Source organism: Bradyrhizobium diazoefficiens, assembly GCF_016616235.1.
Lineage (GTDB): Bacteria > Pseudomonadota > Alphaproteobacteria > Rhizobiales > Xanthobacteraceae > Bradyrhizobium > Bradyrhizobium diazoefficiens_H.
The window spans coordinates 5,702,480-5,715,756 of record NZ_CP067100.1 but is presented as its reverse complement, the minus strand read 5'-3'; the positions used below and the strand labels follow the sequence as shown (position 1 = coordinate 5,715,756).

General features: G+C 64.4%; 12 protein-coding genes. 9 read left to right on the top strand and 3 right to left on the bottom strand.

The annotated features are described in order from the left end of the window. Positions 1 to 3 precede the first annotated feature (3 nt). The 4 genes from JJB99_RS27165 to JJB99_RS27150 all read left to right on the top strand — a co-directional run bounded on the left by JJB99_RS27165 (position 4) and on the right by JJB99_RS27150 (position 4,971). Positions 4 to 1,716 carry an IlvD/Edd family dehydratase gene (locus JJB99_RS27165; RefSeq protein WP_200495338.1) on the top strand — a complete coding sequence of 571 codons (1,713 nt, stop codon included), beginning with the start codon at positions 4 to 6 and terminating at the stop codon, positions 1,714 to 1,716. A 57-nt stretch (positions 1,717 to 1,773) separates the two neighbouring features. Next, positions 1,774 to 2,769, top strand: a complete 996-nt coding sequence (locus JJB99_RS27160) for a TRAP transporter substrate-binding protein (protein WP_200495337.1) — start codon at positions 1,774 to 1,776, stop codon at positions 2,767 to 2,769. Between the two features lie 286 nt (positions 2,770 to 3,055). Continuing rightward, complete coding sequence (locus tag JJB99_RS27155; protein ID WP_200495336.1) at positions 3,056 to 3,634, top strand: TRAP transporter small permease; 579 nt, start codon at positions 3,056 to 3,058, stop codon at positions 3,632 to 3,634. Next, positions 3,631 to 4,971, top strand: coding sequence for a TRAP transporter large permease (locus JJB99_RS27150; protein WP_200495335.1), 1,341 nt, complete (start codon positions 3,631 to 3,633; stop codon positions 4,969 to 4,971). Before JJB99_RS27155 ends, JJB99_RS27150 begins: the two co-directional genes overlap by 4 nt. A gap of 15 nt (positions 4,972 to 4,986) precedes the next feature. Here JJB99_RS27150 and JJB99_RS27145 read toward each other — a convergent pair whose 3' ends face one another. Continuing rightward, positions 4,987 to 5,781 carry an enoyl-CoA hydratase/isomerase family protein gene (locus JJB99_RS27145; RefSeq protein ID WP_200495334.1) on the bottom strand — a complete coding sequence of 265 codons (795 nt, stop codon included), beginning with the start codon at positions 5,779 to 5,781 and terminating at the stop codon, positions 4,987 to 4,989. A gap of 241 nt (positions 5,782 to 6,022) precedes the next feature. Between JJB99_RS27145 and JJB99_RS27140 the strand changes: the two genes are divergently transcribed. Beyond that, positions 6,023 to 7,240 (top strand): NAD(P)/FAD-dependent oxidoreductase, encoded by a 1,218-nt coding sequence (locus JJB99_RS27140; protein WP_200495333.1) that lies wholly within the window; start codon positions 6,023 to 6,025, stop codon positions 7,238 to 7,240. Positions 7,241 to 7,248: 8 nt separating this feature from the next. Here JJB99_RS27140 and JJB99_RS27135 read toward each other — a convergent pair whose 3' ends face one another. Together JJB99_RS27135 and JJB99_RS27130 are read right to left on the bottom strand one after the other, a co-directional pair. Further along, positions 7,249 to 8,157: a ribokinase gene (locus JJB99_RS27135; protein WP_200495332.1), complete on the bottom strand. Its 909-nt coding sequence runs from the start codon at positions 8,155 to 8,157 to the stop codon at positions 7,249 to 7,251. A 6-nt stretch (positions 8,158 to 8,163) separates the two neighbouring features. Beyond that, the gene (locus JJB99_RS27130) at positions 8,164 to 9,057 is read right to left on the bottom strand and encodes a sugar kinase (RefSeq protein WP_200495331.1); all 894 of its coding nucleotides are present in this window, start codon (positions 9,055 to 9,057) and stop codon (positions 8,164 to 8,166) included. A gap of 207 nt (positions 9,058 to 9,264) precedes the next feature. Between JJB99_RS27130 and JJB99_RS27125 the strand changes: the two genes are divergently transcribed. From JJB99_RS27125 to JJB99_RS27110, 4 genes are all read left to right on the top strand, one after another. Then, positions 9,265 to 10,113, top strand: coding sequence for a VOC family protein (locus JJB99_RS27125; protein WP_200495330.1), 849 nt, complete (start codon positions 9,265 to 9,267; stop codon positions 10,111 to 10,113). 239 nt (positions 10,114 to 10,352) lie between these two features. Continuing rightward, positions 10,353 to 11,060 (top strand): TetR/AcrR family transcriptional regulator, encoded by a 708-nt coding sequence (locus JJB99_RS27120; RefSeq protein WP_200495329.1) that lies wholly within the window; start codon positions 10,353 to 10,355, stop codon positions 11,058 to 11,060. 274 nt (positions 11,061 to 11,334) lie between these two features. After that, positions 11,335 to 12,144: an ABC transporter permease gene (locus tag JJB99_RS27115; protein WP_200495328.1), complete on the top strand. Its 810-nt coding sequence runs from the start codon at positions 11,335 to 11,337 to the stop codon at positions 12,142 to 12,144. A 56-nt stretch (positions 12,145 to 12,200) separates the two neighbouring features. Further along, positions 12,201 to 13,193: an ABC transporter substrate-binding protein gene (locus tag JJB99_RS27110; protein WP_200495327.1), complete on the top strand. Its 993-nt coding sequence runs from the start codon at positions 12,201 to 12,203 to the stop codon at positions 13,191 to 13,193. Positions 13,194 to 13,277: the final 84 nt, after the last annotated feature.

Below are 13,277 nucleotides of genomic sequence, written 5' to 3'. Positions count from 1 at the left end.
ATGATGACGAGTGGTTTGCGCAAGGGTCTGACCAGCTACGGCGATGCCGGCTTCTCGCTGTTCCTGCGCAAGGCGTTCATCAAGGCCATGGGCTATTCCGACGACGCGCTGGAGCGCCCGATCGTCGGCATCACCAATACCTATAGCGACTACAATCCCTGCCACGGCAACGTCCCCCAAATCATCGAGGCCGCGAAGCGCGGCGTGATGCTGTCGGGCGCGATGCCGTTCGTGTTCCCGACCATCTCGATCGCCGAAAGCTTTGCGCATCCGACCTCGATGTATCTGCGCAATCTGATGGCGATGGACACCGAGGAGATGATCCGGGCCCAGCCGATGGATGCGGTGATCGTGATCGGCGGCTGCGACAAGACGCTTCCCGCGCAGGTGATGGCTGCGATCAGCGCCGATTTGCCGACCGTGGTCATCCCCGTCGGTCCTATGGTGGTCGGCCATCACAAGGGCGAGGTGCTGGGCGCCTGCACCGATTGCCGCCGCCTCTGGGGCAAGTACCGCGCCGGCGAGATGGACGATGCCGAGATCGAAGCGGTGAACGGTCGTCTCGCACCGTCGGTGGGCACCTGCATGGTGATGGGCACAGCTTCGACCATGGCCTGCGTGATCGAAGCCATGGGCCTGTCGCTGCCGATGAGCGCGACGATCCCGGCGCCGCATGCCGAGCGTTTCCGTCTGGCTGAAGCGAGCGGCCGGGTTGCCGCCGGGATGGCCAAGACCAAGGGGCCAAAGCCGAGCGAGCTCCTCACCCCGGCCTCCTTCAGGAATGCGCAGGTCGTGCTGCAGGCGATCGGCGGCTCGACCAATGGCCTCATTCACCTGACCGCGATGGCGCATCGCTCACCGCACCGGCTCGATCTCGAAGAGTTCGATCAGATCGGCCGCAAGGTGCCGGTGCTGATCGACCTCAAACCGTCGGGCGAGCACTACATGGAGCATTTCCATCACGCCGGCGGCGTACCAAAACTGCTGGCGCAGCTCGGCGATCTCATCGATCTCGATGCAAAGACGATCGCGGGCCAGACGCTGCGCGATGTCGTCGCCAATGCGGAGGACGTGCCCGGACAGGACGCGATCCGCTCGCGCGACAATCCGATCAAGACGGAAGGCGGTCTTGCCGTCTTGCGCGGCAACCTCGCGCCGCGCGGTGCCGTCATCAAGCAATCGGCGGCAAGCCCGAAACTGTTGCAGCATACGGGCCGCGCGGTGGTGTTCGAATCCGTCGAGGACATGACGTTGCGGGTCGATGATCCCGAACTCGACGTGAACGCCGATGACGTCTTGGTGCTGCGCAATGCCGGCCCCAAGGGCGCGCCCGGCATGCCCGAGGCGGGCTATCTGCCGATCCCGAAGAAGCTCGCACGCGGCGGCACCAAGGACATGGTGCGCATTTCCGACGCGCGCATGAGCGGCACCGCGTTCGGCACCATCGTGCTGCACATCACGCCCGAAGCCGCCGTCGGCGGGCCGCTGGCGCTGGTGAGGAACGGCGACATGATCAGCCTCGACGTGGCCAGGCGCAGCATCGAGCTGCTGGTCGATGCCGCCGAGCTCGAGCGGCGGCGCGCCGCCTTGAAGCCGGCGGCTGCGCCCGAGGGGACCAAGCGAGGTTACGCCTGGCTATTCGACAAGACCATCCTGCAGGCCGATGAGGGCTGCGATTTCGACTTCATGCAGAGGACTGGACCAAAGACGGATTAACTAACCGAACGCGCGCCCAGACCGCACAAGCGGCGGGCGATAAAACAGGGGGAAACGATGATTGCACGATCCATGTGTGGGCTCGCGGCTGTCGCCGCCATGCTTTTCGTCACCGGGGCCGGGGCGCAGGAGGTGAAGCATTATCGCTTCGCCTATGACCAGCCGCGCAACACCGGCTATTCCATCGCGGGTGACCTGTTTGCCGACAAGCTCAAGGAATTGAGCAAGGGCACCATGATCATCGACCAGTATCCCGGCGCACAGCTCGGCCAGGAGCCGCAGGTGCTGCAGCTCGTGAAGGCGGGCGACGTTGAATTCTCCATCGTCTCGTCGGCCAATACCGCGACAATCTCGCCGCAGGCCGGCGTGATGTCGCTGCACTATTTGTTCCGCGACGAGAACCACGTGATCAAGGGGCTGGCCGACCCCCGCGTGTTCGAGGCCCTCAAGATCATGATCGACGAGACCACGCAGGGTCTGCATCTCATCGGCACGGGCTCGCAGGGCGTACGCCACATGTACTCCAAGAAGGAGATCCACAATGTGGCTGATATCAAGGGGCTGAAGGTCCGCGTGCAGGCGACCGCGACCGAGGACACCATGTTCCCCGCCTATGGCGCCCAAACCGTGCACATGCCGTTCGGCAGCGTCTACACCTCTTTGCAAACCGGCGTGGTCGACGTCGCCGAGAACAGCATCAACGTCTACCTCGTCAACAAGCACTACGAGGTCGCGCCGGTCCTCAATATCACGGAGCATGAGGCCAACAACGCGCTGGTGTTCGTCTCCGACAAGCTCTGGCAGAGCCTGTCGGCCGAGCAGAAAGGCTGGGTGCAGACCGCGGCCAACGAGATCAGCACCAAGGAGCCGCAGAAGGCGTTCGAGCTGGAACGCACCGCGGCGGAGAAGCTGAAGAAGATGGGCGTCAAGGTCGTCGACAACGTCGACAAGAAGAGTTTTACGACGATCGCCGATCCCTATCTCGACAAGCTCGCCAAGGAGCTCGGCCCGCATGCCGAGAAGATCAAGGATCTGATCCGGTCGATCAATTAGGGCGCCGATACCCACGCTGGGCGGCGTCATCCGATGATGAAGTTTCGCTCGCTGGAGCGCCCGGGTTCCTCTCCCCAGCAGGGAGAGGTCGGATTGCTCCCGGCGATGCGGAGCATCGTCCGGTGCAATCCGGGTGAGGGGCCGCGGCACTCGTGAGACCAGAACCCCTCACTTGGATCGCATCTTTCGATGCGATCCAATCTCCCTGCGGGAGAGGTGGACCATCGACCGGCGTCGATTGCGCCGAAAATTCGTTCCGCCTAAGCGCTGACGACGAGGACGTTGAATGGCCATCGCCGACAAACTGCTTGTCCAACGCCAGCGCCACCTGAAATGGCGCTGGCTCGACTGGCTCGAGCTGGCGCTGATGGTCCTCTGCGGCGTGCTCTGCTTCGGCTTCTCGCTGTCGGTGACCGCCGACATCGTGACGCGCACCATCGGCCATCCCTGGCTGTGGCTCCAGGAGGTGACCTCGACGCTGTTCATTTACGCGATCTTCATCGGCACCGCCGCGGCGACCCGGCGCAACGACCACCTCTATCTCACCGCGATCTCCGAAGCGATGCACGGCACGCCGCGGCTGATCGTGGAAGTCATCATCCGCCTCATCGTGCTCGGCGTCGCCTTCTGCCTGATCTGGTACGGCTATGAGAATTATCTCCGCGGCTTCGGCAGCTTCCGTCTGCCCTCGGGGACGCCGATCGCCTCGCTCTATGCGATCATCCCGCTCTCGGGCGTGCTGATCGGCCTGTTCACGATCGAGCAGCTGGTCAACGGCCTGCGCAATGGTTTTGACCATCCTGAGCCCCCCGAGGAAGATGGGGCCGCCGTCGTCACCGAGGCCCAGACGAGGGCGCAGCCGTGAGCGCACCTGTCGTCCTGGCGTTGATGTCGATCTGCTTCCTGTCGTTCGGCTATCTCGGCGTGCCCGTGCCGTTCTCGCTGATGGCCGGCGTTTTCATCGGGGCGATCCTGTCGGATGTCTCGCTGGCCGCGATCATCCAGAAGATCTTTGACGGCGTCGATTCCGAGGCGCTGCTGGCGATCCCGTTCTTCCTGCTGGTCGGCGAGCTCATGAGCTCGGCCAATGTGGTGGTGCGGATCGCGAATCTGTCGGTGTCGCTGGTCGGGCATATCAGGGGCGGGCTATCGCAGGTCGTGGTCGTTTTCAGCATGTTCTTCTCGGAAATGTCGGGCTCGACCACCGCCGACGTCGCGGTGATGAGCCGCGCACTCGGCGGCCCGATGAGGCGCGAGGGCTATGAGCCCGCTTTCATCGCTGCCATCATCGCGTCGGCCTCGACCATCGCCGCGCTGGTGCCGCCCAGCATCACCGCCGTTGTCTACGGCGCGGTCGGCAACGTCTCGATCGCCGGGCTGTTCATGGCGGGTGTCGTGCCCGGCTTGATGATCGGGTTCGGGCTGATGATCTACTGCTATTTCTTCGGCCCCTCCGGCCTGCGCAAGCCGCGCGCGCCGCTGCGGCAGGTGGTGTTCGCGGCGGGCGATGCGGCGCTGCCGCTGATGATTCCGGTCATCCTGCTCGGCGGCATCCTCACCGGCTGGTTCACGCCGACCGAGGCCGGCGTCGTCGCCGTGGTCTGGATCGTGTTGGTCGTGATCCCCGCGCTCAACCGCGGGCACATCAGGAAGATCCCGTATGATTTCTGCCTCGCCGGGCTGATCTTCTCGCTGCCGCTGATCACCATCGGCGCCGCCAATGCGTTCGGCTGGATGCTCGCCTATTTGCGCGGCGCGAACTACATCGCCGAGATGATCACCTCGATCGCCGGCAACGATCCGCATTTGATCATGCTCTTGATGGTGCTGCTGTTCACGGTGGTGGGCGATTTCATCGAGCCGGTGCCGACCATCATCATCTTCATGCCGCTGGTGAATGCGCTCACCGAGGCCGGCGAGATCAATGGTGTGCACATGGGCGTGGTGCTGATCGCGACGCTCGCCTTCGGCCTGATCACGCCGCCTTACGGACTCGTGCTGCTGATGGCGTCGAAATTCGTCGGCATAAGTTTCGCTAAAGCGCTACGCGCCGCATTGCCGATCTACCTCGTGTTCTTCGCCACCATCGCGTTCGCGATCTACTTCCCAAGCGTCGTGCTGTGGCTGCCGCGCCACGTGCTTCCCGAGTCGGTCGGCTGCTTCAAGTCGCCGGCGGGGACGGGCTATATCTGTCCGCAGTGAACCTGCTTGTGAGCGCTACTTGGCCTTGCTCGTGAACTTCTTCACGGCAACACGAAACTCCTCCGTGTTCATCGCCATGATGATCTTGTGCTCCTCGGCGTCGAGCTGCTGTTTCACCGGCGTGGTGGCGGCCTGATGCACCAGCTGCTTGGTGCCAGCGATCGCCGCCGGCGGGTTCTGCGCCAATCGCTCGGCGAGGGTCCGCGTCGCCGTCTTCAGCTCCGCAGCGGGAACGGCCCTGGCGACGAGCCCCCATTCATAGGCCTGCTGCGCGGTAAAATTGTCCTCGGACAGGAAAATCTGCAGCGCGCGCCGGGCGCCGACCGTGCCGACGACGCCGACTGTGGAGCCGCCGTCCGGCGACACGCCGATCTTGGCATAGGCCGGCGTGAATTTGGCGTCCTCGGCGGCGATGCAGAGGTCGGTGACGAAGGCGAGGCCCATGCCGGCGCCGGCAGCCGAGCCGTGCACGCTCGACAGCGAGATCTTCGGCATGCGCCGGATGATCTCGATGAAGGCATGATAGTGCTTCAGGAGCTCGCCGACCACCGGCGTCACCGTGCCCGCTTCGGCGGCGGCGCCGATCGTCTGGAGATCGCCTCCGGCCGAGAAGGCGCGGCCTTCGCCCTCGATCACCACGACGCGGATGGCGTCGTCGGCTTCGATAGCGGCCGCGAGCTGTTCGAGCTTTTGCGCGATTGCAAGGTTGATCGAATTGAACGCGGCGGGGCGGTTCAGCGTGATGGTCGCGATCGGGCCGTCGATCCGCAGCAGCGCGGGATCGTCGGGTTGGGAGACGGGAGCTGGCATCTGGAATATCTCCGGCAGGAGGTTCGTTGCTGCAACTAAATCGCAGAAGGGCAGGGGTGACAATCCCCGCGTACGGCCCTTGCGAAAGCCGGAATGATCGGCTCAAATGGGGCCGCCTTCGTTTAGGGACGGACACGAGCGCCGGCTCCTCTTGGGCGAGCAAGCCAAAATCAGGCGCAAGCCAGAATCAGAGAGGAGACGACATGGGTGACGCTCGTGTCTCCAGATGTGGGCTGTTCCAATGAGCGGTCCAGTGATCATCATTGGTGCCGGCCATGGCGGCTATCAGGTCGCGGCATCGCTGCGCCAGGCGGGCTTTGCCGAGCGCATCTGCCTGATCAACGACGAGGCGCATCTGCCCTATCAGCGGCCGCCGCTGTCGAAGGCCTACATCAAGGGTTCGGCCGGGCCGGAGAGCCTGATGTTCCGCCCCGAAAAATTCTATCACGACCAGATTATCGAGCTGATCGCCGGCCGCGCCGTGTCGATCGACCGCGCGGGGCGCAAGGTGCTGCTCGCATCGGGCGAGACGCTGTCTTACGGTCATCTCGTGCTGGCGACCGGCGCGCGCAACCGGCTGCTTGATTTGCCGAATGCGAATCTGCCCGACGTGAAATATCTGCGCATGCTCGACGACAGCGAGGCGCTGCGCCAGATCATGCCATCGAAGACGCGCGTCGTGGTGATCGGCGCCGGCTTCATCGGCCTCGAGTTCGCGGCCACCGCGCGCATCAAGGGGCTCGAGGTCGACGTGCTCGAGCTCGCCCCGCGTGTGATGGCGCGGGCGGTGACGGCGGAGGTCTCGGAGTATTTTCAGGAACGCCATCGCGAAGCCGGCGTTCGCATTCATCTCGGTGTGCAGGCCACCAGCATCGAAGCGGAAGGCGGCAAGGTCACCGGCGTTTCCTTGAGCGACGGCCGGCATCTGCCGGCCGACCTCGTCGTGGTCGGCGTCGGCGTGCTGCCGAACATCGAGCTTGCGGCCGAGGCGGGGCTGCCGGTCGCCGCCGGCATCATCGTCGACGAATATCTTTCGACGGCTGATCCCAATATTTCCGCGATCGGCGACTGCGCGCTGTTCGCAAGTCCGCGCTTCGGCGGATCGTGGCGGCTGGAGTCGGTGCAGAACGCCACCGATCACGCCCGCTGCGTGGCGGCGCGGCTCACCGGCGACAAGAAGGCCTATGACAGCCATCCCTGGTTCTGGAGCGATCAGGGCGACGACAAGCTCCAGATCGCAGGGCTGACCACCGGCTACGATCGCGTCGTCCTGCGCGGCGATCCCGCCAAGAAGGCGTTCTCGGCGTTCTGCTACAAGGGCGACAAGCTGCTCGGGATCGAATCGGTCAATCGCGCCGGCGATCACATGTTCGGCCGCAGATTGCAGGCCATGGACCGCTCGATCACGCCGGAGCAGGCCGCGGACGAGAGCTTTGATCTGAAGAGCGCGCTGGCGTGAGTGCTTAGCTACAACACCGCGGCCACCTCCGCCGCCGTCGGCATCGACGGCCCGGCGCCCATGCGCTGCACGCTGATCGAGGCGGCGACGTTGGCGAAGGCGAGGGCGGCGCGCAAAGCGATGCCGTCGGCCAGCTGCGCCGCGAGCGCGCCGACAAAACAATCGCCGGCGCCTGTGGTATCGACAGCGTTCACCGCGCGGCCGGGTACCGCAATCTCCTCGCTGGCAGCGAGCGCGAGCACGCCGCGCTTGCCAAGCGTGACGCAGATGGTCTGGTCGGCGCGCGCCTGAAGGTTTCGCGCGACCTCGATGATCCGCGCCGCTTCGTCACTGTCGGACAGCTCCACGCCGGCGAGAAAGCCGAGCTCGGTCTCGTTCAGCACGAGAACGTCGACCAGCGCCAGCAACTCGCCCGGCATCTTCTGCGCCGGTGCCGGGTTGAGCACAGTCACGGCGTCAGCCTCGCGCGCCCGATGAAAGAATGCGACAATGCTCGGCAGCGGAATCTCGAACTGGCTGACGGCGACGTCGCCCTTCAGCAGCGGCACGACCGCGACGTCATCCGCGCTGACCAGCGCATTGCTGCCGGGAATGACGACGATGGTGTTGTCGGCCTCCGCCACCGTGATGATGGCGGTGCCGGTGTGGACGTCGGCCGTCTTCTGGAGATAGCCGAGATCGATGCCCTGCGCACGGAGGAACGTCCTCAACTCGGCCCCGAACGAATCCTGTCCCAGCCGGCCGATCAGCGTCGTCCCCGCGCCGAGCCGTGCCGCCGCCACAGCCTGGTTCGCGCCCTTGCCGCCCGGAAAATACAGCACCTGCTTGCCCGCGACGGTTTCGCCGACTTTGGGATGGCGATCGGCGGTCGCCACCACATCCATGTTGATGCTGCCTGCAACGAAGACGCGCCCCATGTGAATCTAGACCCTGACCTCGAACTCGTGCCGGACCTTGGCGATGTCCACCAGCGTCGGCAAGCCGGCCTCGTTGCCGAGGCGCTGGATCTTGAAGGCCGAGGCGGCCCGGGCAAAGTCAAAGTGCTCGCGCCAGCTTTTGCCGGGATGGGCGAGGTAGGAATAGACATAGGCGCCGTGGAACACGTCGCCGGCGCCGTTGGTGTCGATCACGCGCTCGCGCGGGATCGGCATCGCCGGCATCACCTGGACCGTCCCCGTTTCGTCATACCAGAACAGGCCCTTCTCGCCCATGGTGACGCCGCCGATCTTGCAGCCGCGGCTCTTGAGATAGTCGAGCATCTTCTCCGGCGTCAAATCCATCTGCTCGCACAGGCGCTCGGCGACGATGGCAACATCGATGAATTCCAAGAGCTCATGCGTGTTGGTGCGCAGCCCGCCGCCGTCGAGTGAGGTCAGGATGCCGGCCTCGCGGCAGACCTTTGCGTAGTGGATCGCCGCATCCGGCTGATGGCCGTCGACATGCAGCGCGCGGCAGCCGCCGAGATTGAGCATCGGAAAGGGGTGGATGTGCTCGTCGTCGCGGCAGCGCACGATGGCACGCTTGCCGTCCTTGGGCATGATGAAGGACAGCGAGGACTGGTTCACCTTTCGCCCGTGCAGCGAGATCGCGTATTTCGCGCACATGTCCTGGAACATGCGCCCCAGCCAGTCATTGGCCGCGGTCGCGATCAGGTCGGGCACGATGCCGAGCTTGGCGCAGCAGAACGCCGCCGTCACCGCATTGCCGCCGAAGGACACCGCGTAGTCCGAAGCCACGTGCTTCTCGTCGCCGGTCGGCATGTGGTCCGTGATGAAGACGACGTCGATATAGGTCTGTCCGATGAAGAGAGCCTGCATTGCTTGTCCGTGATGCGCTTGGTGGTCCCGTCCGGCGCGCTTACTCTAGCATCGGTTCCGCGCCTGGGACGCTGAAATTATTCGCAAAACCGCCCCGAAGCGCTTGAGGTCGGCATCATGCCGGAATACGACCATGTCAGGCCCATGCCAAGCCCGGACAAATGCCGCTTTTCGGCCCATGGTTCCGGGTCGATCGAAGGGGAATACATGATCACCGGCCTCGATCACGTCGTCGCGCTGGTCAGGGATATCGGTGCGGCCAGGGCGGCCTATCAGATGCTGCTGGGGCGCGCGCCGGCCTGGCAGAATTCCGGCGAGGGCGCCGACCGGGTGCTGTTCACCCTCGACAACATGACCATCGAATTGATGGCGCCGAGCGGCTTCACCGCGACCGCCGACCGCATGCGCGCGCTGCTCGAAGACCATGAAGGCGTGCTCGCCAGCCTGTGCTTTCGTGTCGCAGACATGAGCAAGATGCACCGGCGCCTGGAGCGGGTGGCCTTGACGCCTGATCCCGTCGCCGAGGTCGAAAGCGGCGACGAGGCGTCAGGCGCCGTCCTGCACTGGAAGCGCACCCGCGCCGCCACCGAGTTCACGCGCGGCGTGCGCATGTTCTTCCTTGAACTCGCCGAGGAGCGGCCGAAGTCGGTCGCGACCGATGTCGCCCCGATCGACGCACTCGACCATGTCGTGATCACCACCGAGGATTCCGATCGCGCCGCCGCGCTCTATGGCGCGCGGCTCGGGCTTGATCTCGCGCTCGACCGCTCGCACCAGGATTGGGGCCAGCTGATGTTCTTCCGGTGCGGCGATCTCATCGTCGAGGTGGTGCGCCGTCCCGTGGCGGGCGGCGACCTCGCGCATGACCGTCTCTGGGGCCTGAGCTGGCGGGTCGCCGACATCGACGCCACCCGTGCCCGCCTGCTCGCCGCGGGCCTCGACGTCAGCGAAGTCCGCAGCGGCCGCAAGCCGGGCACGAAGGTGATGACGGTGCGCAGCGGCACCTGCGGCATCCAAACCGTGCTGCTGGAGCGCTCGCCGAAGCCGGTGGAGTGAAGCCGTCTTCCGACCCACTCTCGTGTCCCGGACGCGCTGCAACGCTCTTGCGTTGCTGCGCAGAGCCGGGACCCAGAAGACGGCAACCTCTCTTTTGGATAATGGGCCCCGGCTCTGCAGCGCACCGCACTGGACGATGCTCCGCATCGCCAGGAGCGCTGCGTCCGGGGCACGAGATCGTTCTCAAACGCCCGCGCGCATGTTACACGCCTCATGTGACCACCCAGCGAGCACCCGGTTTGGCAAAGGCAAAGCGAACTCCGAAATGGCAGCGCGATCCCGAAGGGATGCGGCTGCGCATTCTCGAAGCCGCCAAGCAGGAGTTTTCCGCCCACGGGCTGGCTGGCGCGCGCGTCGACCGCATCGCGGCGAAAGCCGGCGCCAACAAGCGCATGCTCTACTACCACGTCGGCAACAAGGACGAGCTCTATCTCGCCGTGCTCGAAGGCGCCTATGACAAGATCCGCAGCGAGGAGCGCGGGCTCGATCTCGAGCATCTCGATCCGCCCGAAGCGATCCGCCGCCTGATCGAGTTCACCTGGAATTACTTCCTGCGCAATCCCGAATTCCTGTCGCTGCTCCAGACCGAGAACCTCGCGCGCGCCAAACACCTTAAGAAATCGACCAAGGTCAAATCGATGCACTCGCCCTTCGTCGAGATGATCCGCACCGTGGTGCGGCGCGGCGTCGAGAGCGGCGACTTCCAGGTCGCGGTCGATCCGGTCCAGCTCTACATCTCGATCGCGGCGCTCAGCTTCTTCTATCTCTCCAACTCGGCGACGCTCAGCGTCATCTTCGGCCGCGACCTGCTCGCCAAGGACGCCAAGGACGAGCGCCTCGCGCACATGGCCGGCCTCGTCCTCGCCGCGCTGACGGGACGGTCGGCAGCGTTGTTCGAGACTGCGAAGGCACCGAAGTCGCGCGCGGCCGTAGCGCAGACGGTGTAGCGTTCATTGGTCGTTGTCGACCGCTGTTTCCAAACTTTCCGCAGTCATTGCCCGCGAAGGCGGGCAATCCAGTATTCCAGAGACGCCGGTCGGTACGGAGAAGCCGCGGCGTACTGGATTCCCCGCCTTCGCGGGGAATGACACCGTGGGTGGGCGATCGCTCATACCCCGACTCGCAGGAACCCGCCGCAAAACGTCACAGGGAAAGCTCTGGACAGTATTTATCCAACGGGTTAATTTCTCCCCGAACGAACAAGAAGTCCGGGAGTGAGACGTGGCTGAATTGAAGCCGCAGAGTGCGCTGTCCAAAATGCTGAACGCGGCCTGGGTGCGGCCGCTATTGTTCCTGGTGTTCATCGTGGTCGCCTGGGATCTCTCGATCCGGCTGTTCAAGATCCCGGCTTACCAGATCCCGGCGCCGGCCGACGTGGTAGCGGTGCTGCGCAGCGACTGGCCGGAACTGCTGCGCCAGTCCTGGCCCACCACTTACGCGACCATATGGGGCTTCGTGCTCTCGGCGCTGTTCGGCATTCCCGTCGCGATGCTGATCGCGGGATCGAAGACGGTGGAGAGCTATGTCTATCCGCTGCTGGTGTTCTCGCAGTCCGTGCCGAAGATCGCGATCGCGCCGCTGTTCGTGGTCTGGTTCGGTTTCGGCATCCTCCCGAAGGTGATCTCGGCCTTCTTGCTCGGCTTCTTCCCGGTGGTCGTCTCCGCGGTGCAGGGCTTCAAGTCGGTCGACCCTGATATGGTCGATCTCGCCCGCGCCATGCAGGGCAGCCGCTTCCAGGTGTTTTGCGCGGTGAACCTGCCGCATGCGCTGCCGGCGATCTTCTCCGGCCTCAAGGTCTCGGTGACGCTGGCCGTGGTCGGCGCCGTCGTCGGCGAGTTCGTCGGCTCCAATTCCGGCATCGGCTATGTCATGCAGCGCTCGATCGGCACGTTCGACCTGCCAACCATGTTCGCAGCGCTCGTGATCCTGGCGCTGCTCGGCGTGATCCTGTTCTGGATCGTCGACCGGATCGAGAAGCTGGTCATTCCCTGGCATGTCAGCCAGCGCGAGGACGTGATTTTCGCATCTTAAGTGAAGCAAACAACGGCCACCAACGGCCGAAACAACAAAGACAAGGGAGAGTGACGATGAAGCAGTGGATTGGGGCTGCAGCGGCAGCGCTGATGGTGTTTGCGGCCATGCCGGCGCAGGCAGCCGACAAGGTCGTGCTGATGCTGAACTGGTACGTCTATGGCGAGCACGCGCCGTTCTATTACGGCAAGGCCAAGGGCATCTATGCCGCCGAAGGCATCGACCTCGAGATCCAGGAAGGCCGCGGCTCGGCTGCGACCACGCAGGCCGTCGCCGCCAAGACCGCCGATTTCGGCTATGTCGACGTTCCCACCATGATGCGCGCCGCGATCAAGGGCGCGCCCGTGATCGCGACCGGCGTGCTGCTGCAGACCTCACCGATGTCCGCCATGGGCTTCGTCGACAAGAACATCAGGAAGCCCGAGGACATCAAGGGCAAGACGGTCGCGATCACGCCGGCCGATTCCATGACCCAGATCTGGCCGCTGTTCCTGAAGAAGACCGGTCTGAAGGAGAGCGATTTTCACACCGTCGCCGGCGACGGCCAGACCAAGCTCAATGCCGTCATCAACGGCCAGGCTGATCTCTTGCTCGGCTATGTCATGGACCAGTCCATGAAGATCAAGGACGCCACCGGCAAGGACGTCTATCCGATCAAGTTCGCCGACTACGGCATCAACATGGTTTCCTCGGGCATCATCGCCAACTCCGACTACGTGAAGGCCAATGCCGACCTCGTCCGCCGCTTCATGTCGGCGACGACAAAGGCGGTCGAAGCCGCCGAGAAGGAGCCGAAGGCGGCGGCGCAGTCGATCCTCGATGCCAACCCGAAGGGCGGCAAGATCGACACGCTGACGCAGGGCTTTGAGCTGACCATTCCGCTCTACCGGACCGCGGAGACCAAGAGCAAGCGGCCGTTCCAGGTCACCGACCAGAACATGACGGACTCCGTCAATCTGATGGTCGAATATGGCGGACTCGACGCCAAGGCCAAGGAGAACCCGAAGGCCTTCTACACCAACGACTACCTGCCGAAGAGCGGCTCGTGAACCACACATATCCCCTGTCGCCCCTGCGAAAGCAGGGACCCATCACTACCGGCCTTGATGGTTACGGAAGGTCTCTACCCGCGT

Excerpts from the sequence above, each read along its gene's own strand:
- JJB99_RS27165 (WP_200495338.1), top strand. The coding sequence starts at position 4 with ATGACGAGTGGTTTGCGCAAGGGTCTGACCAGCTACGGCGATGCCGGC.
- JJB99_RS27160 (WP_200495337.1), top strand. The coding sequence starts at position 1,774 with ATGATTGCACGATCCATGTGTGGGCTCGCGGCTGTCGCCGCCATGCTT.
- JJB99_RS27155 (WP_200495336.1), top strand. The coding sequence starts at position 3,056 with ATGGCCATCGCCGACAAACTGCTTGTCCAACGCCAGCGCCACCTGAAA.
- JJB99_RS27145 (WP_200495334.1), bottom strand. The coding sequence starts at position 5,781 with ATGCCAGCTCCCGTCTCCCAACCCGACGATCCCGCGCTGCTGCGGATC.
- JJB99_RS27140 (WP_200495333.1), top strand. The coding sequence starts at position 6,023 with ATGAGCGGTCCAGTGATCATCATTGGTGCCGGCCATGGCGGCTATCAG.
- JJB99_RS27135 (WP_200495332.1), bottom strand. The coding sequence starts at position 8,157 with ATGGGGCGCGTCTTCGTTGCAGGCAGCATCAACATGGATGTGGTGGCG.
- JJB99_RS27130 (WP_200495331.1), bottom strand. The coding sequence starts at position 9,057 with ATGCAGGCTCTCTTCATCGGACAGACCTATATCGACGTCGTCTTCATC.
- JJB99_RS27125 (WP_200495330.1), top strand. The coding sequence starts at position 9,265 with ATGATCACCGGCCTCGATCACGTCGTCGCGCTGGTCAGGGATATCGGT.
- JJB99_RS27110 (WP_200495327.1), top strand. The coding sequence starts at position 12,201 with ATGAAGCAGTGGATTGGGGCTGCAGCGGCAGCGCTGATGGTGTTTGCG.